Origin of the sequence: Halalkalibaculum roseum (assembly GCF_011059145.1) — a bacterium.
Classification (GTDB): Bacteria; Bacteroidota; Rhodothermia; order Balneolales; family Balneolaceae; genus Halalkalibaculum; species Halalkalibaculum roseum.
The window spans coordinates 274,004-293,681 of sequence record NZ_JAALLT010000003.1 but is presented as its reverse complement, the minus strand read 5'-3'; the positions used below and the strand labels follow the sequence as shown (position 1 = coordinate 293,681).

Below are 19,678 nucleotides of genomic sequence, written 5' to 3'. Positions count from 1 at the left end.
CTCTTTGAGAACGCGTCAAAGTACATTTACTGATATATTCCTCGGTAGCTCAGAGGCAGAGCAAGCGGCTGTTAACCGCTGGGTCGTAGGTTCGAATCCTACCCGGGGAGCAAAGAAAAAGGCTTTATCATATTATGATAAAGCCTTTTTACTATTAATACCTCTTTTATTAGTTAGGAGCTAACATTTTAACTAATAACTATGGTGTATAACCATTTTAAAGATTAAGGTGTAGATAAATCAAATCCGAGATCTTCTAAAGCTGCAATAATCAAATCTCGGTATGTTTCTGGTGTGTCTCCATCAACTACGTCATAAACATAGTTAAATTCGTTTCTGTCAGATAGACCATAGGGCACGGCATAATTTCCCACACCATTTTGTACTGATTCAATAAAGCTTTTAAACCCTGGATATCCATCAACTTGGAAGATTACACTACGATAATAATTTGTTCCTTCTGTGGTTGCCCAAGTATCCAATCTGTTTCTTAAATCTGTAATATCCGTATCGAAATTTGTACTTCGACCTGCATTGGGGTCAAATGAAGAGGTACTTGGATGATAGGTAGTTTGAGCTTCATCTTGGAATATAAGTACTACTATATTGCCATTAGCTGGTGGGGCGGCTCCCTCCAGGTTAGCGACTTTAAAAGTTCTTTCACAATTTGTAAAATCGCACCAAGTGATCACCTGAACTCTGTTGTCGTATTCTGTTCCATTACCATCATATAATGGTAACAAGGCTTCTTTTAACTGTTGATCTCTCATAGTTTCTAAAGGAGCTAATGTACGATCCATTGAACCAGAATCATCAAAATATATATAAATATTAGTATTTACATCTATTACAGGTGGTGGCTCACAACCTATTACATCTTGTTGATCCCCATTTGTCTCAACCACTGCACATTCTTGCTCGTGTTCAGACTTAAACTTAGCTAGATTATATTCATTCTTAACCTTTTCAACAATAGTAACTACTTTGTTTTTATCAACCTTTAGTTGGCCATTATCAAAGAGTCGCGCTGGCAATTCATTATTTGATAACTTAGTAATATCAAACTCAGGTGCAATTCCTATATATCCAGCTAATGACCAGACTACAGATTGGATTTCTCTAGATGTTATCCCTGGATCTTCTTTTATCAGATCATTTTTTATACTAAAGAAATAATTCATTGGCGCCCATTTTGCAGCACCTTTTGTTGAATAGATTTTTGTACCCTCATGTACATCATTATTTGAATCGAGGGGTTTTTTCCATTCTAGACACCAAGCTCCCATCGTACCATTATTTATAAAACTATTTTTTTCTATGTTTTTTAGTTTTATTTGGAACCAACTATTAGCTCCAACTGTATTTCCAAAATTGGATTTAACATTATCCCCTCGATTAACAATTGCAGTTGTATTTGAAGCTCCGGGTACCGGCTCTAGGTCAGTATAAAGTTGAATGGATTCTCCAAAATTATCGCTACCTGATGTTGCGTTATCGCATGCGGTTAGGTATAGTGATCCGATCAATAAGACCAGAAAACCATAGTATAGGTTTGCTCTCATAATATACTCCCAATTATTTTTTTATATGTGTACCCGAGTTTTTCAGTAATAGAAGATGTGGTTACTGCTCTCTTTTTACCCCAACGATTGCTAAAAAACCCTTGATTTCTAGCATTCTAGTGAATGGTTATAAAAGATTAAAATTAGAATCCTTTAATTAATTTCTTATCTGTAAGTTGTTGATAAGTATTACCTTGGGGCGTATACTTAGAATTACCTATTAAGTTGCATGTAATTCTACAGACATAAAATTATTGAATTCAAATTTCAGTAATAAAAGTTTAAGAATGATGGTATATCATTCTTATTGCTGTAATTGTAGAAATGTGTTGATCTAAGGATTTTTGATTACTTGAGGTTCATCTGATCCCATCTATTTAATATTTATTATTTTAGTTTTTTATGCATATCCGAGGCCAAGATGGAAGAGAGTAAGATAATTGTCTAATGACCCGCAGGAGGAGACCAGTCGGTACAGGCTTAGGGCAGTGTAACCAGAAGGGACTTGCAGTTCAACCCTGGTTCCAATGCCTTATTGGTTTGCCAATATGTCTTCCAACTCAACAGTTAAACATCTGCCTGTACTGTTTTGATTTTCAAACTAGCTTCTAGCCATAAATAGGTAAGCTTTTGATTTTATTTCATTCAATCATTGGTCAAAAGTCAGGTTTGAAGTTATCTAAAGCGATACTCAATGGAATTTCAAAAATTCAATAGAACTACCATTACTTAATAATTAAGTGGATTATGCTAACAGGTTGCGTGGTCCATCATTTTTGTCGCAAATCTTAATATTGAGTTAACAATACTTTCCTGCTTTTCCAATACATTAAGGCACCATAAAAATCAGCACACCAATCACTGGTATTGGTACTAATAGAAAATTTTGAGACAATGAGATTATACTTTGCAATAGCAATCTTCCTAGGAATGCTACTCGCTTCCTGTTCAGGCAACAATTCAGATGGACTCGACGGTGAGGTTAAAATTGATGGATCAAGCACGGTTTTCCCAATTACGGAAGCTGTAGCAGAAGAGTTCCGGAGTGAAGCTCCAAACGTAAGAGTGACCGTAGGGGTATCCGGAACCGGTGGAGGTTTTCAAAAATTTATTCGGGGAGAAACTGATATTAATAACGCTTCCCGAGAGATAAAGCCGAGTGAGATTGCTGAGGCAGAAGAGGCTGGCGTAGATTACGTACGACTTTCTGTAGCCTATGATGGTTTAGCTGTTGTTGTAAACCCGGAAAACGACTGGGTTGATCATTTTACTGTTGAAGAACTGAAAGAAATATGGGAGCCGACTGCACAAGGAAACATTACCCGTTGGAACCAAATAAGAGATGGCTGGCCGGACGAAGAATTTCATCTGTATGGACCGGGCGTTGCCTCAGGGACCTATGATTATTTTACCGAAGCAATTGTCGGTGAAAGCGGTTCCAGTCGCGGTGACTTTACAGCAAGTGAAGACGATAACGTGCTTGTACAGGGTATTGCAACCGACAAATATGCGATCGGATTTTTCGGTCTCGCATATTTTGAGGAAAATGCTGACAGGTTGAAACTGTTAGGTGTTAAAGACGGTGAAGGTGAACCGGTTGAACCTTCTTTAGAAACCGTATCCAATAATACTTATACACCACTTTCCAGACCGCTCTTTATCTATATTTCTGAATCCGCTGCCCAGAAAAAGCAGGTTCAGGAATTTGTGAATTTTTATCTGAATAATGCTCCTGAATTGTCGAAAGACATAGGATATGTGCCAATGCCGGATTCGGCTTATCAAAGACAGAAGAACAAATTTCAGGAATTTGTAGGGGCTGATTCCACTGCTACCTCTGAAAACTAATTCTTCTCAGATCTTCCCTCAGCTTTGTATTCCATGAAACTGAAAGAGAAAATTATAGAGAAGTTGTTGGCGGCATGCGCCCTGCTGACTATTCTCACTACAATCGGTATCATACTGATACTGCTTATCGAGGCAATAGCATTTTTTCAGGAAGTCTCCATTATTGATTTTCTGACTGATACGCAATGGACGCCACTGTTTACACAGAAAAGCTATGGTATTCTGCCGCTGTTATCCGGTACTTTTTTAACCACAGCTATTGCTATTGCGGTGGCTTTACCGGTGGGACTTACCATAGCAGTGTATTTAAACGAGTATGCTCCGAAACGATTCAAGAAGATTTTGAAACCAATGCTTGAAGTCCTGGCAGTGGTACCTACGGTTGTTTACGGTTTCTTCGCGTTAATGATCGTGACTCCTTTTCTAAAAAATATCATTCCGGAGCTTTCGGGATTTAATGCGCTATCCCCGGGGATAGTGATGGGCATAATGATTATTCCGTTTGTATCATCACTCAGTGAAGACGCTTTGAGTTCGGTTCCCAACTCACTGAGGCAGGCATCCTTCGGAATGGGTTCAACAAAGTTTCAAACGGCTTTTCGAGTAATGGTTCCGGCGGCATCTTCCGGCATCATAGTTTCAGCAATACTCGCTATATCACGAGCCATAGGCGAGACCATGATCGTGGCTATCGCAGCCGGACATCAACCCCGATTGACATTGGATCCCACCATTCCAATTGAAACCATTACTGCCTATATAGTACAGGTCAGTATGGGTGACGTACCATATGGTACACTGGCTTACAAGACTATTTTTGCTGCGGGTATCACACTCTTCGTCTTCACATTTATCCTGAATAACATCAGTTATTGGATACGAACCAAATATCAGGAGAAATATGAGTAGCGATAGATCGAGTAGATATAAAGACAAGCTCTTCAAGGGTATCGGAATAACGGCTACATTCAGCTGCATTCTTATTCTGTTTATCTTTCTGGCTTTTATCATTTACCAGGGATCTGAGCGGTTAAGCTGGGAATTTATGATAAGTCTACCCTCTCGTTTTGCTGAGCAATCAGGCATTTATACGGCATGGATCGGTACTCTGTGGATACTGGTGCTTACTACTTTGATATCATTTCCTATCGGAGTCGGGGCAGGTATTTATCTTGAGGAGTATGGAAAGAAGAACAAACTAAATACTTTTCTGGAAATCAATATAGCCAATCTTGCCGGAGTACCATCAATCATTTATGGTTTGCTGGGTCTGGAAGTGTTTGTAAGACTATCAAGGATGGGTAACAGTATTCTTGCCGGTTCACTGACGCTTTCATTATTGATTTTGCCGATTATTATCGTTTCCACCCGTGAAGCCATTCGGGCAGTCCCCAAAACGATCAAAGATGCCTCTTTTGCTATGGGAGCATCGAAATGGCAAACCATTTGGAAGCAGATATTACCGGCTTCGTTCGGAGGTATTTTGACTGGTGTGATACTCGCTATCTCCCGTGCAGTAGGAGAAACCGCGCCTCTTATCGTGGTAGGGGCTTTGGCCTATGTACCTTTTGCTCCATCCGGGCCATTTGATGAATTTACCGTACTCCCCATACAAATTTTCAACTGGGTTTCACGTCCTCAGGAAGAATTCGTTATCAATGCGGCAGCTGCCATCATTGTATTGCTGACTATTACATTTGTAATGAACGGGATTGCTGTTTACTTACGAAACAAGTGGCAAGAGAAGGTCAGCTGGTAGATCACCATAGAATTAGAGACTAAATCAACTTAGAGCTTATTATGCAAGCTGAAGCAAAAAATCCAAAGGCGACCAGGGATAAAACGGTGCCAAAATTGAATCCGGATAACAAGGATTTCAAATTACAAGCAAAAAATATTGATGTTTTCTACGGCGATTTTCAAGCCATAGATAATATTTCATTGGATATTGTTGATAATTCCATCACCGCTTTTATTGGCCCCTCTGGATGCGGAAAGTCAACATTTTTGCGTCTGTTCAATAGGATGAATGATTATATCGACGGATTCAAAATGAATGGGGAAATACTCCTTAATAAGAAGAGTATCTACGATGAATCTATCAAGGTGGAGGAGTTACGAAAGAAGGTTGGAATGGTATTTCAGAAGCCTAATCCTTTCCCAAAATCCATTTTTGATAATGTCGCCTATGGCCTGCGTATTCAGGGCATAAAGGATAAAGACTTCATTGAAGAAAGAGTTATAAAATCACTAAAGAACGCTACACTTTACAGTGAAGTCAAGGACGACTTAAATAAGCAGGCCCTTTCACTTTCAGGTGGACAGCAGCAGCGTCTGTGTATTGCCAGGGCACTGGCTGTAAAGCCTTCCGTTCTGCTTATGGACGAACCTACTTCAGCATTGGATCCGATTTCTACTGCAAAAATTGAGGAATTGATTCACGAGCTGAAGAAGAAATATACTATCGTAATTGTGACTCACAACATGCAGCAAGCAGGGCGTATAAGTGATAATACGGCTTTCCTCTATATGGGAAGACTTATTGAATATGGGGATACACAGAAAATTTTTACGAATCCCGAAAAAGATAGAACACAGAATTATATTACCGGTAGATTCGGCTAATCAAGGCTACCACATAATAAATCAAGATCAGCATTATGGCCTATTTAGATACTGAAATTAGTTTACTGAATGACGATATACTGGAACTGATGTATCTCGTTAAAACCCAGCTCGAAAAAGGACATGAAGCCCTCATTGATTACAATGAAGAACTGGCACATGAAATAACAGCCAATGAAAAAAGGGTTGATGCGCTAGAATTGAAAATCGACCGGGATTGCGAAAACATTTTAGCTTTGTTCAACCCGGTTGCAGTGGATCTCCGTTTTGTGTTGGCTTCCTTTAAAATTAATTCCGATCTGGAACGGCTTGGCGATCATGCTAATAGCATTGCCAAATACATACTTGACTTTGGCGGCCCAATCGATGAAGAACTTATCGAGGAAATGCGCATAGAGGAGATGTACGAAACGGCCATCGAGATGCTAAGCAACGTATTTAGTTCCTTTATTTCTGAGGATACCCAGCTGGCCCGCAAAGTATTTGCAAAGGATAAGGTGCTTAATGAAATCAACCGGGAAGCATCTGATATTACCGCTAAACTGCTCAAGAAAGATCCTGAAAAAGCCCAGCAATATCTTTACCTGTTTTCAATAATCAGGAAGCTGGAGCGGGTAGGAGATCTGACCAAGAACACAGCTGAGGAACTGATATTTTATATAGAAGCAAAAGTACTGAAGCACAAAAAGAACAAGTCTAAAAACGGGGATGGGAAAAATTCCGAATCCAATTCTGAGAATGAATCCGATTCCTGAATAAGAAGTATCTAAATGAATGGCTGGTGTTTTACCGACAAGTTTTGCCATTCCATTAATTCGATCAGCACACAAATCAAAACATAATCAGCACTCGTATGAAACGTATAGCATTGATTTGCTCTATCATGGCATTGGTATGTACCAATATTTCAGTTGCCCAGGTTAACATAGGTGAATCCGGAACAATCAAAGGTACTGTATTTGGAGATTTTTACTGGATACCGATGAACCATAATTCAGATCTTGAAGGTAATAACGGGTTTTGGTTCCGGCGTATTCGTTTTACTTATGACCGTGAATTAAGTGATTCCTTTTCCAGCAGGTTACGACTTGATATGAGCAGCGAAGGTGATTTTATCACAAACTCAAGCGTGGTTCCATCAGTAAAAGATGCGTATTTAAAATGGGAAAATGACAATCATGCTGTCTACGCAGGAATAACTTCCGTACCTACTTGGGGAGTAGTGGAAGATGTCTGGGGTTTCCGTGCATTGGAAAAGACGCCGCTTGATTTACAAGGTTTCGGCAGTTCCAGGGATTTTGGTATTAAAGTGCAAGGCAAAGTAGGTGACGAGCAGAGAGTGGGATACAATTTCATGCTTGGTAACGGAAACAGTAATAGGAACGAGTTGAACCAAGGCAAGAAAGTAATGCTTGCTATAAATTATCAGCTGACCGAGAATATAATTATTGAAGCCTATGGCGATGTTAACGGTCAGCCCAATGACCGAAATATCTATACGGCGCAGGGTTTTATAGGATATCAAAGTGAAGAGTTGAATGTAGGAGCTCTATATGCTTACCAGTTCCGAAATAATACCACAGCTTTGGGTGATGTAAATTTAAATCTGGCATCTATATTTGCAAATATGGAAATGACAGATAAGATAACTTCCATATTGAGAATTGATCACATGTTCAATCCAAATCCGGGCGGGGAAGGCATTGACTACTTGCCATTCAGTAATCAGGCAGAGTCGACACTTATTATAGCCGGAGTTGATATACAATTAGAAGAAAATATTCATCTGATCCCGAATATTGAGTCCGTGATCTATGGAGAAACTGCACTGGGCACTACTCCTGATACGGATCTTATGCCCAGACTCACTCTGCATTATAATTTCTAGTTTGGTATTCTAGATGATTAAATGCCTTACAGTAACTGATGTCTATCAGACTTTGGGCGGACTCTGAAATTGGTCATCCTTTTTGCGTGCTTCCACTGAATAACGCGCATACGGGATGGCCTCTAATCGTTCTTTTTGAATCTTTTGCCCGGTTTCTTCGCAAATTCCATAGTTGCCTTTCTCAATGCGGTCGAGGGCGGCTTTTATTTCCTTGATCTTATTTTTATTTCTTTCGATTAGCTTGAAAAGAGTCTCTTTTTCCTCTTCTTCACTAGCAACATTACCTTGATGATGAGCTGCTGATGAGTATTCATCATCTTGAGTGCCGGTCAGATCTTCTACTGACTCTTTCAAATTTTGAATTTCCTCTTCCGCTTCTTCCTTTTCTTCTTCAAGCAACTCCTTAAAATGAATTAATTCTTCTTCATCATATGGTGAATTATTTAATGGGGCGTCTAAATTTGCCATAGTAACTAGGCTATTAATTTATACTTCTTACTCTCACCTTTATAAACTGAGATGAATCTCAAATGATTTCAAAGCCGAAGCACTTATTCTTATAAGCCAGTTTATATGAGGAGGCAGTTAGGGATGGGAGAGAAAAAGACCGGTAAATTGAGAAGGGAAATAAAAAAAAGCCGCTTTTCTTTAAAAAAAGCGGCTTTTAATAAAATGTGTACTGGCGACTAGATTTCGTCAACTTTGCCACTGTTCTTCCAGTCTTGGATTTCAAGACGAATATCCTGGGCAGTTTTCTTCATTTCCTGAAGGGTTTTACGAGCACGTGTTCCTGCTGCTTTATTTCCCTTGTTATAGAATTTCTTGATGTCAGGTTCCAGCTGATCTAAAAGTTCTTTCATTTCATCGTATCGGCTCATTGTATAACTCCGTTTAGTTAGTATTTATTAGTTATTTAAATCCTTATGTACCTGTTAGGTAACTTTCTTCGAATGGTCGAATCTATGTATATGATGATGCTCTGTCAAGTAAAAAAGGGGTTTTTAATATTTAATCCTTGATTTTACTTCAATTTTACTGAGATGAGGTGTTATAAGTTCCGGTAAAAATGAAATCAGTGGATTAGAGATGTCTTGGAAAGATCAGGTACTTGATCAAAATCCCGGGCAGTAGTGAGTCTTACAGGTTCCCCAAAATTCGTAAACTCTTTTGGAATAAACACATTTTGATACTCCTCATCGAGCTTGCTCCACTTTACTTTATCAGGTTTCTCTTCTTGGGTAAATATTTCATCCGCATCTGAAGCGGAAAATATAAAGAGATCTCTTAGGTTAAGCTTACTTCTGAGGAACAAAGCTAGTTTTGTAAGTGGAACGGGAGTCGGCCTGCCGTTTGAGGCGTCTAAGACAAGCGTAGAGATAAGCAAGGCCGATTGGCCGGGTAAAGAGTCAAAGAATTTCTTGTCAAGGCTTAACGTGTCGTTTTTGAGTGTGATAAACTCTCGCTGGTAACCGTTTATGCCAATCGTTGATACTCCCTGATCTGCGAGCAGTGCGATAAGCCTGTGGTTAAGGCCCTTGATGCTTCTGATGGTAGCCTCTTCACGCATAACACCGGTTTGTATCACTCTTTCGGTGTACTCACTGTCACCGTGAAGGAGTATAGGACGTACATTCTTCTGACGTGAGATAGATCGTGCCAAAGAGGTAAGAAATACACCGTTGTCGAGATGTTCGTAATCGAGAGCTGCAAGATATTGCATAAAAATTATTGTCGAGCATTTACATTTAGAGAGGTTGAACGAAAACTATATGGCAGCAGGTCAGAGCTGAAGTGCTTGGAACGTGTTCCGTCTGCATGAAACAGGTGCACCGGATTGTGGGGCATATGTTCGTAAATGACCTGCCTGCAAGCCCCACATGGGCTACTGTATTCACCCGATCGCGTATGAATATAGATAGATTCAAAATCTTTGATGCCATAAGACAACGCTTTGCCAATGGCTACCCGTTCGGCACAGAGCCCCAGGCTCCATTCGGAACATTCAATGTTTACGCCTGAAACATATCCCCGGGGTGTTTTCAGGAGTGCAGAAACAGGAAAGTCGGAATTTTCAGTGACTGCATGATCCAAAAGTTTTTTCAGCGTTGATTTAATTTCACTTTCCTGAAGATCCAATAGTATCTCTTTTAAGTCTCCGGTTTCAAGTTCTTCATGTGGATAAACCCATACATTGTATTCATTTCTCCAGAATTCAAGGTCATTTGCTTTGGTATCTTCTACATAAATTGCTTTGGGCCTTTCTTTTTCACTCAAGCATGTGAATAAGGCATTTTGCGCAGCATTGATAGTCAGTGGGAAAGTGACATTTTCTACCCGTACTCCCGGATAGTAATTTCCGGCTACACTCTTTACCACTGCAACGGAACTTTTTCCGGAATAGGGAACATAGTTTGAATCTTTAAGCTGTTCGATATTCATCATTCCATGATTGAAGAAATTACTATATCTGCTACTTTTGCCCGTACCTGACTGATTTTTGAACCATAGGACCTATACGGATAGGTTCTGTTAGTCAACATAATGATACCCACGTTTTTTTCAGGATCAATCCACATGCTGGTTCCTGTAAAACCTGTGTGGCCATAGGTTGCAGTACTGCTTAGTGTACCGGCCGAACTGAAACCCTCTTCACTTTTATGATCGAAACCATAACCGCGGTCACTGTTCTCAGATTGTCGCGCTGTAAACATGTTCACAGTTTCTGTTGAAATAAAATCTCTCCCCCCATAACTGCCGCCACTCATCAGCATTTGTGCATAGGCAGCTAGGTCATGGGCACTTGAAAACAAACCGGCATGACCGGCGACTCCGTTCAGATACCAGGCACATTCATCGTGTGCCTCGGCCCGAATTACTTTTTCACGGTAAACCGTATCAATTTCGGTAGGAGGGATCTTATTCGAAATCCAGTTTCCTACCTTTTTGGGATTATAAAACGTAGATCCCATACCCATCGGATAGAAAAAGGTTTTACGTACATACTTATCCAGTGAGGTGCCGGTAATTTGTTCAACAATTTCACCCAACAAAATAAATCCAAGGTCACTGTATACGTACTTTTTACCGGGCTCATTGATTAAGGGCTCATTTTTTATAGCCTGAATGATTTCCTTTTCGGTTTTCAAGGAATCAACATAAACACGAAATGGTGGTAGTCCGGAATTATGAAGCAACAGATTGCGAATGGTAATGTTTTGCTTCTGCCCCTTGTTATACTCCGGGATGTATTTGGAAACGGGATCGGATGGTTTTAAGTCACCCTCATCAACCAATTTCATCACCGAGGTGGTAGTGGCTAGAACTTTAGTCAGGGAAGCCAGGTCATAGATATCTGTCTCACTGACCTTTTCGAGTTTATCATACGTGTGATATCCGAATGCTTTGCGGTATGCAATGACCCCATCTTTTACAACAGCAACGACTCCACCAGGAAAGGTACTGTCAAAAATAGCTTCATTCATAATACGATCGATCTGCAAGAGTGAGTCTCGTTGTAAGCCTGCTGTTTCAGGCTCATCGTAACGAACTGTGGTCTGAGGCAGATCGATGCCATGGCCATTGCTGTACATGTCAGGTATCTCTATGGGAAGTCTTCCGTCTATTCTGCTGCCCCCGAATAAAGCCGGCACAACCGATTTAATCTGACCGCTATTTGCCGCCCATGCCATCAATTGTACATCGCTATCCGGCAGATCATGAACCACATAGGGGTTTCCAAAAGCTACCAGTACGGTGGGCTTATCAGGCAAGCTCTTAAGCAATTTCATCTGTTTTTCACTTATTTGAACAGATTGACCCGAACGGACGTAAATGAAAGATCCAATAATGAGTAAATCAGTCTCCAGAGCATCTTTCAGAATGGTTAGCTCTTCTTCCTCACTGGTACGTTTGTCTAAGACATGAAAAGTGACGTCGGGATGGTAGGTCCGCAGTCGTTCCGCGAAACCCGTCCCTGTGCTGCCCGATTCGTCATCTGCAACGGAAAGAACCATAACCTTTGGAAACTTATCAGGGCGGATTGGTAAAATGTCGTTTTCATTTTTAACCAGTGTCAGGGATTTTCTACTTATTTCGTCTGCTATAAGTTCATTTTCACGTGTGCTTATTCTGGCACTAAGATTTTCTATATTCACCCGATTTTTTTCGAATAAGCCGTGCTGCTGTTTCCATTGAAGCAGCTTGCGAACTGAGTGTTCTATTCGCTCTTTGGATATGATTCCTTTTTCAATTGCTTTCTCAACTTCATTGATTGCCGTCAACAAATCCGGTGAAAGTAACATCAGATCAGCCCCGGCTTGCAAAGCCTTGACCACTGCACTTCCGGGAGAGTAGTTGGACGAAATACCACTCATTTCCAAGCCGTCGGTTACCACAACACCGTTGAAATTAAGTGAATCCTGAAGGATGCCGTTGAGTATGGATCCATCCATGGTACCCGGCATGGATGGAGTATCGCTTATCTTTGGAAAAGCAATATGAGCGCTCATAACACTTTTCAATCCGTTATTAATGGCAGAACGGAAGGGAACCAGTTCCAATGAATCGAGTCGAGCGTAATCGTAATTGATAGTGGGCAGTGAAATATGAGAATCGGTGTCGGTATCACCGTGGCCCGGAAAGTGTTTAGCTGTAGATATTACTCCTTCTGATTCTGCCCCTTTAATAAATGCTTCACCGAAAGAGGCTACGGTCTTCGGATCACCTGAAAACGAACGGACATTGATTACAGGATTGTCCGGATTATTATTTACATCAAGTACCGGGGCAAAGATTTGATTGACACCTAGCGCTTTGGCCTCTCTTGCCGTCACTTTGCCGACCCAATAGGCATAATCGGTATTTCGGGTGGCAGCTACGCCCATAGCCGGTGCAAAGCGGGTAGTACCCCTAACCCGCATGGCGGCTCCGTATTCCATATCCTGGGTAATCCAAAGAGGGATTCTGCTGGCTTCCTGTAGTTTATTGGTAAGTATCGTCTGGCCATAGATTTCTCCGCTAAAAAAGATTACTCCTCCGACATGATGATCTTTGATCTGTGAAACTAGTTCCCGGTAGGAAGCATTATCATTACTTTTATAGGTTCCGTAAGCGGAAACAAAAAACAGCTGGCCGATTTTCTCTCGCAATGACATATCCTCAATAAGGCTATCAATTCCTCCTTCTGCAGATATAGCAATGTCTTGATGCTCTGCAGTAGTAGATGTATCTGAACCTTCAGAAGAAGCAGGCTTCTCTTCGATATTTTTAAGAACACTTTCCTGTTGAATACCATGTGATGTCTGATTCTCTTCTTCAAGAGTTTCTTTACTGGATGAACAACTAAATGTAAAAGTTGTGAGGCCCAGAAAGAGTACTAAGACCAATAAAAATTGCTTTTGCATATATAAGTTGTACATGGGGTATTAAGTTAGATAGTGCTTTCGCCTGATACTTTTTCGTGACGCAACATAGTTTAAACTTCAAATTGAGTCAATCTATTGTTCACCGGTCATTCTGGGGGAGTCAGTCTCATGCTTCTATACTGACTTTCATTAAAAAAGGAACTGTCCTGGTAAAAGAATTTGTACTCCCCGTTTAGCCAGCTTTCTGTCTGGTCGCCATAGTACTGGGAAAGTGGATTGCCCGATTGTCCTGTTGGCAGTATGGATAGCGTGCTGCTTAGGTCTGAAAAATCGACTATTCTGCGAATCGACGGTCCAAGCACCATATCATAAGGGTCGGTCCAACGATATTCGCCGTTGTTGATACTGTAGCTATGACCGCCTACCGGGAACGGACCTTTATTCAGCATATTGTTTACGATGAGCTTTAAGGCGACAGGAGCCGAATCATTTTCTGCTGCTTCACCAAACAAGGGTGCTTTCAGGGTAAGGGTATGTATTTGTTCCCAACGCCATTCAATAGGTTCCGGACCACGCGTATCCACAAGATACTGAAGGGCCTCTTCCATACCTGCAATGATCTGCATGCGCATTGTTTCTTCCTGTTGGGTATTTACATTGTCAAAGAGTGAGCTTCCATCCCTCATCAATCTGGTGATTACCCTTACAGGCTGCCCTGAGTAGTTGATGAAAGCATCATAGACGTCCTTACCCAGTTCATCCTCGAGAACGTTTCTTGTAAGCTCAAGTATAAACACATCCATTATGGAAGCAGCCGTTTCCGATGGACTGTAGGTATAATCCCAGTTACGCAAGTAGGAGATAGCAGTTTCGAAATACTCATTCTCATTTTGGCTCGATTCAAGAACGGGCAGAATATAGCCGGTTACTTCTTCAGCCAGAGCAGAGTAGGTATCGTTTTGCATCAGCTGAAATAGTTGTTCATTAACAATATCGTTGCGACTCAAATACTGGCGTATACGTTGATAGCGATAATCTCCATGCCAGTAAGCAGTGATATAGTTAGAATAATTTTCTTCAAGGATGGCATTATTTGCGTTCGCTACCCAGCCTTGTTCGGGATTGATACTTTTGGGCAAACGGTTGAACGGAATATAGCCCTGCCAGTCCTGATCGGGATCCCAACCTTCCCTGATCAACACCTGATTGGGATTTCGAATAGGAATATTGGCAGCCGCGAACTGTGCAATATTTCCGGCTTTATCTGCATAGATAATATTTTGGCCTGGTACTCTGAATGACCTAAGGGCCTGTTGAAACTCTTCAAATGACTGTGACCATCCCATGTTTTCAAGTGCTTCCATCTCGTTGGTAACATCCAGGCCGGTCCACTGCATGGTAATTACCCGATCATCAATGAGTTCCCGGTCGTGATAAATATTTGAAATGACGGGCCCGTGCTTTGAGAGCCGGCGGGTAAAAGTGGTATCATCTTCATTTTTAATCTTGATAACCTCTCGCTGAACAGTAAACTGTTCATAAAGGGTTTCCCCCGCCAGGGTATCCAGCACATACTGATCGGAATTTTGTGGATTGATAGCCTCTTCAAAAAAATCGGTATCATCGAGCATTATGTTAGTCAGCGACCAGGCCAGGGAATCGTTTTGTCCCAGAATGATGACGGGGGCACCGGCAAGAGTAGCACCTGATAGATTTTTGCCATTCAAATTATAATGTATTTCGTACCAATTGCCCGGCATGTTCAGGCCAAGGTGTGGGTCACCGGCAAGCAGAGGAAATCCGGTGTCGGTTTTAGAACCGTTCACCGCCCAGGCATTACTTCCTTTCAAACTTCCCTGTTTATTCAGAAGCTTGTCAAGTTCCTGCTGCTTTTTCAGCATTGGGATGAGCATCTCAGCATAATGAATTGTAGAAGAGTCAGAAAGCTGCCTTTCCGCATATAATTTTTCGTTGGGAAATAGTTGCCTGAATTGATTGTCGCTGAGTTTTTGTCGTGCCAGAGAATAACTTATTTCAGCCTTCCATGGAATATTTAAATCCCAGGCCATAAGCCTGGAGAGAGCAAGCGTATGAGTTACTGTCCATGGTATCGGTTCCATGTCGGCAAGTGCAAACTGAATAGGTAATGATTTCGGATGGTTTTTAACATAGCTGTTGACACCATCTGCATAAGCTTGAATGAGTGATCGGGTGCTGTCCGACAGCTGCTCTTCCATTCTTTTTGCCACTCTCCAAAACCCAATGGTACGTTGCAGCTGATCATAGGGTAGAAGTTCCTTACCCAAGAACTCTGCAAATCGACCCTCAGCTGCTAGCTGTGTTAATGTCATTTGCCAAAGCCGGTCTTGTGCATGAACGTAACCGGCAGTTCGGTAAAGGTCTTCTTTGTTTGAAGCATAAATATGAGGTACGCCAAATGTATCCCAGTGGATTTCTACATCATTGTTCAGACCGGCGAGCTCCTTGGTTCCATTGTAATCGGGAAGGGGACGGTAGAAAGTCCAGTAAATAGCAATGCCCGAAACTCCGATAATAAATACCAGCAGAAAAAGTGCTCCCTTTAGAAAGGTCTTCATGAAAGTTGAATCTTGGTTAGTTCATAAACGTTAGGGTAATGTACAAAAGATGCACTGATTATTGTATGAATTGGTGATTGAAAGTGCCGATTAATTTCAATACTCTCAACGACTAGAAAAAAGTTTAGCGTTAACCGAAACCAAAGAGTTCAACATATTTATGGATATTAAAAAAGTAGCAGTGATAGGTGGCGGTACCATGGGCAACGGCATCACGCACGTCTTTGCAATGAACGGAATTCCGGTCAACCTGGTAGAAATGAGCGAGGAATTAGCAGAAAAAGCCCTTTCGACTATAGAAAAGAATCTCGACCGGATGGTAAAGAAAGAGAAAATTGATGCCACTGAAAAAGTGGAAACTCTTGAGAGCATTACCACTTTTACTTCTGTGGAAGATGCGGTTAAGGATGTTGATTTGGTCGTGGAAGCGGTTCCGGAGAATTTTGAGCTTAAAAAGAAGGTATTCTCCAAGGTTGATGAAGCCGCACCGGAACGAACCATACTAGCTACCAACACTTCTTCCATTTCCATTACCAAAATCGCAGCGGCCACTTCACGACCCGAACAATTTATCGGGATGCACTTCTTTAATCCCGTACCGGTGATGAAGCTGGTTGAGATTGTGAAAGGCTTTGAGACCAGCGAAGAGACTTACGAAACCATCGAAGAAACAGCACGTCTTCTGGATAAAACACCTATACCGGTGGAAGATTATCCCGGTTTTGTATCCAATCGTGTGTTGATGCCAATGATCAACGAGGCGATATACTGTGTGCATGAAGGCGTGGCCGAGCCCGAAGATGTGGATTCGGTAATGAAGCTGGGCATGGCACATCCTATGGGACCGTTGCGACTAGCTGACTTCATCGGCCTGGATGTATGCCTGGATATCATGAATGTGTTGTACGAAGGGTTCAAAGATCCCAAATACCGACCTTGTCCGCTTCTTGTAAAAATGGTCGATGCCGGAAAGCTGGGAGATAAAACCGGAGAAGGCTTCTTTGAGTATGATTGATTAACCGTAAATTTGAAAATTTTCCAATTAGTGAATTATTGGGATCATTAAAGGGCGGCTCAGAAAGAGAGTCGCCTTTTTTATGTGTTGAAGTTATCAAAGTACAAATTCAGCGTGGTAGCCGGAGATTGCAAATCACCAAAACTTCCAAAAGTTGACATACCCTTTCAAACGGTCGATGAAATATTTACCCTGAAACCATCCTGCAACCAAACAGATAGCCAGAAAAGCGGTTATGATTACAGTGGTTATACTGCCCACAGAGTTGACCAGGTGATGGGCGGAGGAGAACATATAAATACCGCCTAGTCCGGGACCTGGAAACATCCAGAATCCAATAATTTGTACCAAGAGAAAGCCTAACAGGACAGAAGTTAGGGCATATTTGATGCGCTCTTTAGTGGTGGGTACCGGTTTGTGGGTACTCTTGTCAATCTTAAGCTCATTTTCACTTTTAGGGCTATTCATCTGGTCCCGTCTTTTCTTAATACTCCCTGATCGTCCCATTCAACAGTTCAAAAACCAGTATAACAACTGGAGTATTTAATTTCAGGGTGCATGTAAGTGCAGTAAGCGTGTCACTTCTGAGATTAATGCGGCATATTGGGTATTATCAAGGTGAAGAAATTGTTATAAGTATTAACAAAGAGCCCTCTTCATGTTCTCTATATTGCATTTCCATATGGCTGTTGCCTTTTTTATAATCTTGCCTAATCAAAAAATGATTCATTATGAGTTCTATTGAATTTCCAACTACAGATGAAATCCGTTCGGCGCGTAAAAAATTGGGAGACAAGGTTCGTCACACGCCGGTATGGCAGTGGAAAGGTGATGAATCATCTCGGATATTCGGTGAGAAAACTGAGCTATTTTTGAAACTAGAACTCTTTCAATACGGGGGCAGTTTCAAGCCACGCGGTGCTCTCCTCAATATGTTGGATCTAGATGTGGAGGAGCTCAAGCGGGGAGTGACTGCCGTGAGCGCCGGTAACCATGCTATTGCCGTTGCTTACGCCGCAAAAACCGTAGATACCTCTGCTAAAGTGGTTATGCCAAAATCGGCAAATCCATCACGTGTAGAACGTTGCAAGTCCTATGGAGCTGAAGTTATTCTTGTAGATGATGTCCACCAGGCTTTTGATAAGGTGCGACAAATTGAAGAGGAGGAGGGAAGAAGTTTTATCCATCCCTTTGAAGGTCCGCTGACAGCACTGGGTACTGCAACAGTGGGACTGGAATTATGCGAACAGGTTCAAGATATGGACGCGGTGATTGTACCGATTGGCGGAGGCGGACTGATTGCAGGTATTGCTGCTGCCGTAAAGCAAATGCAGCCTGAGTGTAAGGTGTATGGCGTTGAACCGGAGGGGGCCGACTCCATGTCAAAAAGTTTTGCAGCGGGTAAGCCCGAAGAAATTGATAAAGTTGATACTATGGCCGACAGCCTTGGTGCTCCACATGCAGCACCCTACAGTTTTGGACTGGCCAAACGATTTGTTGATGAGATAGTCAAAGTTTCTGATGAACAGATGTCGCAAACCATGGAACTGATGTTTCTGGAAATGAAATTGGCTGTAGAACCGGCCGGTGCCTCGGCTACTGCAGCTCTGCGTTACCCGCTTCACGAAAAGCTAAAAGATAAGCGAGTGGGCATTATCGTCTGTGGCAGCAATATAGATCTTCAAACCTTTTACGATAATATCACAAAGCACAAACAATGAGTTCTATGATTGATCTTAGAAGTGATACCGTAACGAAACCTACCGAGGAGATGCGAAAAGCTATGGTGCAGGCAGAGGTAGGGGATGATGTGTTTGGGGAAGATCCGACCGTCAATCGCTTGCAGGAAAAAGTATCATCCATGTTTGGTATGGAATCGGGTCTGTTTGTGCCAAGCGGTGTCATGAGTAATCAACTCGCTTTGAAATTGCTCTGCAGTGCCGGGGATGAAGTCTTAATAGACTACAAGGGACACATATTCAATTATGAAACGGCTGCGGCTTCTCTCATATCATCAGTGCAACTGAATCCGCTTAGAGGAACAAAGGGTAAGCTAACTCCCGATCTGATAAAAGAGGCGATGCGTTCAGGACAAGACTGGGAGCCGAAACCTTCTGTAATTGTTCTCGAAAATGCCACCAATAAAGGAGGGGGTACCTGTTATTCGGAAAGCGATCTCCGGGTTATGTCAAATACGGCAAAAGAACTGGGTCTCTCTGTACATCTTGACGGTGCTCGCCTCTGGAATGCCATGACGGCTACACAAACTGCCCCTGAATTTTATGGTACCGTTGCCGATACCATAACGGTGAGTTTCAGTAAGGGACTGGGTGCGCCGGTCGGATCCATGCTTTTATCATCCAGAAAACGAATAGACAAAGCCCGACGCTTTCGCAAAATGCTGGGAGGGGGTATGCGTCAGGTAGGTATGCTTGCCGCTGCTGCTGATTATGCTATAAAACATCATTTACCACTATTGAAAGAAGACCACCGCAGGGCAAAAGAGCTGGCCTATACCATTTCAAATTGCAGAAAACTGGCTATTGATCCTGATACTGTAGAGACGAATATTGTTATTTTTGAAGTCAATAGTGGGGAAGTAGACTCAACACTAAAATTACTTGAGAAGAAAGGAATTCATATGGTGCCCTTTGGATCAAATACCATTCGTGCAACATTTCATTTTGAGATTGGTGATTCTGAATTGAAAATGGTAAGCGAGGCAATGGAGGCGCTATTTGACTAACAAGTTCAGCAATCTTTAAATTGGTCTATAAGTA

Annotated in this window: 17 protein-coding genes and 1 tRNA gene; 10 read left to right on the top strand and 8 right to left on the bottom strand. The window is 41.8% G+C overall.

The window, feature by feature from the left end; translation table 11 throughout:
• Positions 1–38 precede the first annotated feature (38 nt).
• Positions 39–110: transfer RNA gene (locus G3570_RS09795), tRNA-Asn, on the top strand.
• A gap of 114 nt (positions 111–224) precedes the next feature.
• On the opposite strand, the gene G3570_RS09790 is transcribed toward G3570_RS09795, so the two are convergent.
• Positions 225–1,562: a hypothetical protein gene (locus G3570_RS09790; protein WP_165141781.1), complete on the bottom strand. Its 1,338-nt coding sequence runs from the start codon at positions 1,560–1,562 to the stop codon at positions 225–227.
• An 894-nt stretch (positions 1,563–2,456) separates the two neighbouring features.
• On the opposite strand from G3570_RS09790, the gene G3570_RS09785 reads away from it, so the two are divergent.
• From G3570_RS09785 to G3570_RS09760, 6 genes are all read left to right on the top strand, one after another.
• On the top strand, positions 2,457–3,410 hold the full coding sequence (locus tag G3570_RS09785; RefSeq protein WP_165141779.1) for a PstS family phosphate ABC transporter substrate-binding protein: 954 nt from the start codon (positions 2,457–2,459) through the stop codon (positions 3,408–3,410).
• 33 nt (positions 3,411–3,443) lie between these two features.
• Positions 3,444–4,319 carry a phosphate ABC transporter permease subunit PstC gene (gene pstC / locus G3570_RS09780; RefSeq protein WP_165141777.1) on the top strand — a complete coding sequence of 292 codons (876 nt, stop codon included), beginning with the start codon at positions 3,444–3,446 and terminating at the stop codon, positions 4,317–4,319.
• Positions 4,312–5,169, top strand: a complete 858-nt coding sequence (gene pstA / locus G3570_RS09775; protein ID WP_165141775.1) for a phosphate ABC transporter permease PstA — start codon at positions 4,312–4,314, stop codon at positions 5,167–5,169. The genes pstC and pstA overlap by 8 nt, the downstream gene beginning before the upstream one ends.
• Positions 5,170–5,210: 41 nt before the next feature.
• The gene (gene pstB / locus G3570_RS09770; RefSeq protein ID WP_165141773.1) at positions 5,211–6,035 is read left to right on the top strand and encodes a phosphate ABC transporter ATP-binding protein PstB; all 825 of its coding nucleotides are present in this window, start codon (positions 5,211–5,213) and stop codon (positions 6,033–6,035) included.
• Between the two features lie 35 nt (positions 6,036–6,070).
• Positions 6,071–6,790 carry a phosphate signaling complex protein PhoU gene (gene phoU / locus G3570_RS09765; protein WP_165141771.1) on the top strand — a complete coding sequence of 240 codons (720 nt, stop codon included), beginning with the start codon at positions 6,071–6,073 and terminating at the stop codon, positions 6,788–6,790.
• A gap of 98 nt (positions 6,791–6,888) precedes the next feature.
• Complete coding sequence (locus G3570_RS09760; protein WP_165141769.1) at positions 6,889–7,923, top strand: hypothetical protein; 1,035 nt, start codon at positions 6,889–6,891, stop codon at positions 7,921–7,923.
• A gap of 45 nt (positions 7,924–7,968) precedes the next feature.
• Here the strand turns inward: G3570_RS09760 and G3570_RS09755 are convergent, their stop codons facing one another.
• From G3570_RS09755 to G3570_RS09730, 6 genes are all read right to left on the bottom strand, one after another.
• Positions 7,969–8,391 (bottom strand): TraR/DksA family transcriptional regulator, encoded by a 423-nt coding sequence (locus G3570_RS09755; RefSeq protein ID WP_165141767.1) that lies wholly within the window; start codon positions 8,389–8,391, stop codon positions 7,969–7,971.
• A 218-nt stretch (positions 8,392–8,609) separates the two neighbouring features.
• Positions 8,610–8,801, bottom strand: coding sequence for a histone H1 (locus tag G3570_RS09750; RefSeq protein ID WP_165141765.1), 192 nt, complete (start codon positions 8,799–8,801; stop codon positions 8,610–8,612).
• 194 nt (positions 8,802–8,995) lie between these two features.
• Positions 8,996–9,643 carry a hypothetical protein gene (locus G3570_RS09745; RefSeq protein ID WP_165141763.1) on the bottom strand — a complete coding sequence of 216 codons (648 nt, stop codon included), beginning with the start codon at positions 9,641–9,643 and terminating at the stop codon, positions 8,996–8,998.
• Positions 9,644–9,648: 5 nt separating this feature from the next.
• Positions 9,649–10,365, bottom strand: a complete 717-nt coding sequence (locus tag G3570_RS09740; RefSeq protein ID WP_165141761.1) for a cytidine deaminase — start codon at positions 10,363–10,365, stop codon at positions 9,649–9,651.
• On the bottom strand, positions 10,362–13,325 hold the full coding sequence (locus tag G3570_RS09735) for a serine hydrolase domain-containing protein (protein WP_165141759.1): 2,964 nt from the start codon (positions 13,323–13,325) through the stop codon (positions 10,362–10,364). Before G3570_RS09735 ends, G3570_RS09740 begins: the two co-directional genes overlap by 4 nt.
• A gap of 107 nt (positions 13,326–13,432) precedes the next feature.
• Positions 13,433–15,883 carry a penicillin acylase family protein gene (locus G3570_RS09730; protein ID WP_165141757.1) on the bottom strand — a complete coding sequence of 817 codons (2,451 nt, stop codon included), beginning with the start codon at positions 15,881–15,883 and terminating at the stop codon, positions 13,433–13,435.
• A gap of 160 nt (positions 15,884–16,043) precedes the next feature.
• Here G3570_RS09730 and G3570_RS09725 point away from each other — a divergent pair, with 160 nt between their 5' ends.
• The gene (locus G3570_RS09725) at positions 16,044–16,898 is read left to right on the top strand and encodes a 3-hydroxyacyl-CoA dehydrogenase family protein (RefSeq protein ID WP_249066938.1); all 855 of its coding nucleotides are present in this window, start codon (positions 16,044–16,046) and stop codon (positions 16,896–16,898) included.
• A 135-nt stretch (positions 16,899–17,033) separates the two neighbouring features.
• On the opposite strand, the gene G3570_RS09720 is transcribed toward G3570_RS09725, so the two are convergent.
• The gene (locus tag G3570_RS09720; RefSeq protein ID WP_165141755.1) at positions 17,034–17,366 is read right to left on the bottom strand and encodes a hypothetical protein; all 333 of its coding nucleotides are present in this window, start codon (positions 17,364–17,366) and stop codon (positions 17,034–17,036) included.
• Between the two features lie 263 nt (positions 17,367–17,629).
• On the opposite strand from G3570_RS09720, the gene G3570_RS09715 reads away from it, so the two are divergent.
• Positions 17,630–18,619, top strand: coding sequence for a threonine ammonia-lyase (locus G3570_RS09715; RefSeq protein ID WP_165141753.1), 990 nt, complete (start codon positions 17,630–17,632; stop codon positions 18,617–18,619).
• A gap of 5 nt (positions 18,620–18,624) precedes the next feature.
• Positions 18,625–19,644 carry a threonine aldolase family protein gene (locus tag G3570_RS09710; RefSeq protein WP_165141751.1) on the top strand — a complete coding sequence of 340 codons (1,020 nt, stop codon included), beginning with the start codon at positions 18,625–18,627 and terminating at the stop codon, positions 19,642–19,644.
• Positions 19,645–19,678 lie beyond the last annotated feature (34 nt).

Coding starts and splice junctions, on each gene's coding strand:
- pstC (WP_165141777.1), top strand. CDS start 3,444: ATGAAACTGAAAGAGAAAATTATAGAGAAGTTGTTGGCGGCATGCGCC.
- G3570_RS09740 (WP_165141761.1), bottom strand. CDS start 10,365: ATGATGAATATCGAACAGCTTAAAGATTCAAACTATGTTCCCTATTCC.
- G3570_RS09715 (WP_165141753.1), top strand. CDS start 17,630: ATGAGTTCTATTGAATTTCCAACTACAGATGAAATCCGTTCGGCGCGT.
- pstB (WP_165141773.1), top strand. CDS start 5,211: ATGCAAGCTGAAGCAAAAAATCCAAAGGCGACCAGGGATAAAACGGTG.
- G3570_RS09745 (WP_165141763.1), bottom strand. CDS start 9,643: ATGCAATATCTTGCAGCTCTCGATTACGAACATCTCGACAACGGTGTA.
- G3570_RS09730 (WP_165141757.1), bottom strand. CDS start 15,883: ATGAAGACCTTTCTAAAGGGAGCACTTTTTCTGCTGGTATTTATTATC.
- phoU (WP_165141771.1), top strand. CDS start 6,071: ATGGCCTATTTAGATACTGAAATTAGTTTACTGAATGACGATATACTG.
- G3570_RS09725 (WP_249066938.1), top strand. CDS start 16,044: ATGGATATTAAAAAAGTAGCAGTGATAGGTGGCGGTACCATGGGCAAC.
- G3570_RS09750 (WP_165141765.1), bottom strand. CDS start 8,801: ATGAGCCGATACGATGAAATGAAAGAACTTTTAGATCAGCTGGAACCT.
- G3570_RS09790 (WP_165141781.1), bottom strand. CDS start 1,562: ATGAGAGCAAACCTATACTATGGTTTTCTGGTCTTATTGATCGGATCA.
- G3570_RS09760 (WP_165141769.1), top strand. CDS start 6,889: ATGAAACGTATAGCATTGATTTGCTCTATCATGGCATTGGTATGTACC.
- G3570_RS09710 (WP_165141751.1), top strand. CDS start 18,625: ATGATTGATCTTAGAAGTGATACCGTAACGAAACCTACCGAGGAGATG.
- pstA (WP_165141775.1), top strand. CDS start 4,312: ATGAGTAGCGATAGATCGAGTAGATATAAAGACAAGCTCTTCAAGGGT.
- G3570_RS09720 (WP_165141755.1), bottom strand. CDS start 17,366: ATGAATAGCCCTAAAAGTGAAAATGAGCTTAAGATTGACAAGAGTACC.
- G3570_RS09735 (WP_165141759.1), bottom strand. CDS start 13,325: ATGCAAAAGCAATTTTTATTGGTCTTAGTACTCTTTCTGGGCCTCACA.
- G3570_RS09755 (WP_165141767.1), bottom strand. CDS start 8,391: ATGGCAAATTTAGACGCCCCATTAAATAATTCACCATATGATGAAGAA.
- G3570_RS09785 (WP_165141779.1), top strand. CDS start 2,457: ATGAGATTATACTTTGCAATAGCAATCTTCCTAGGAATGCTACTCGCT.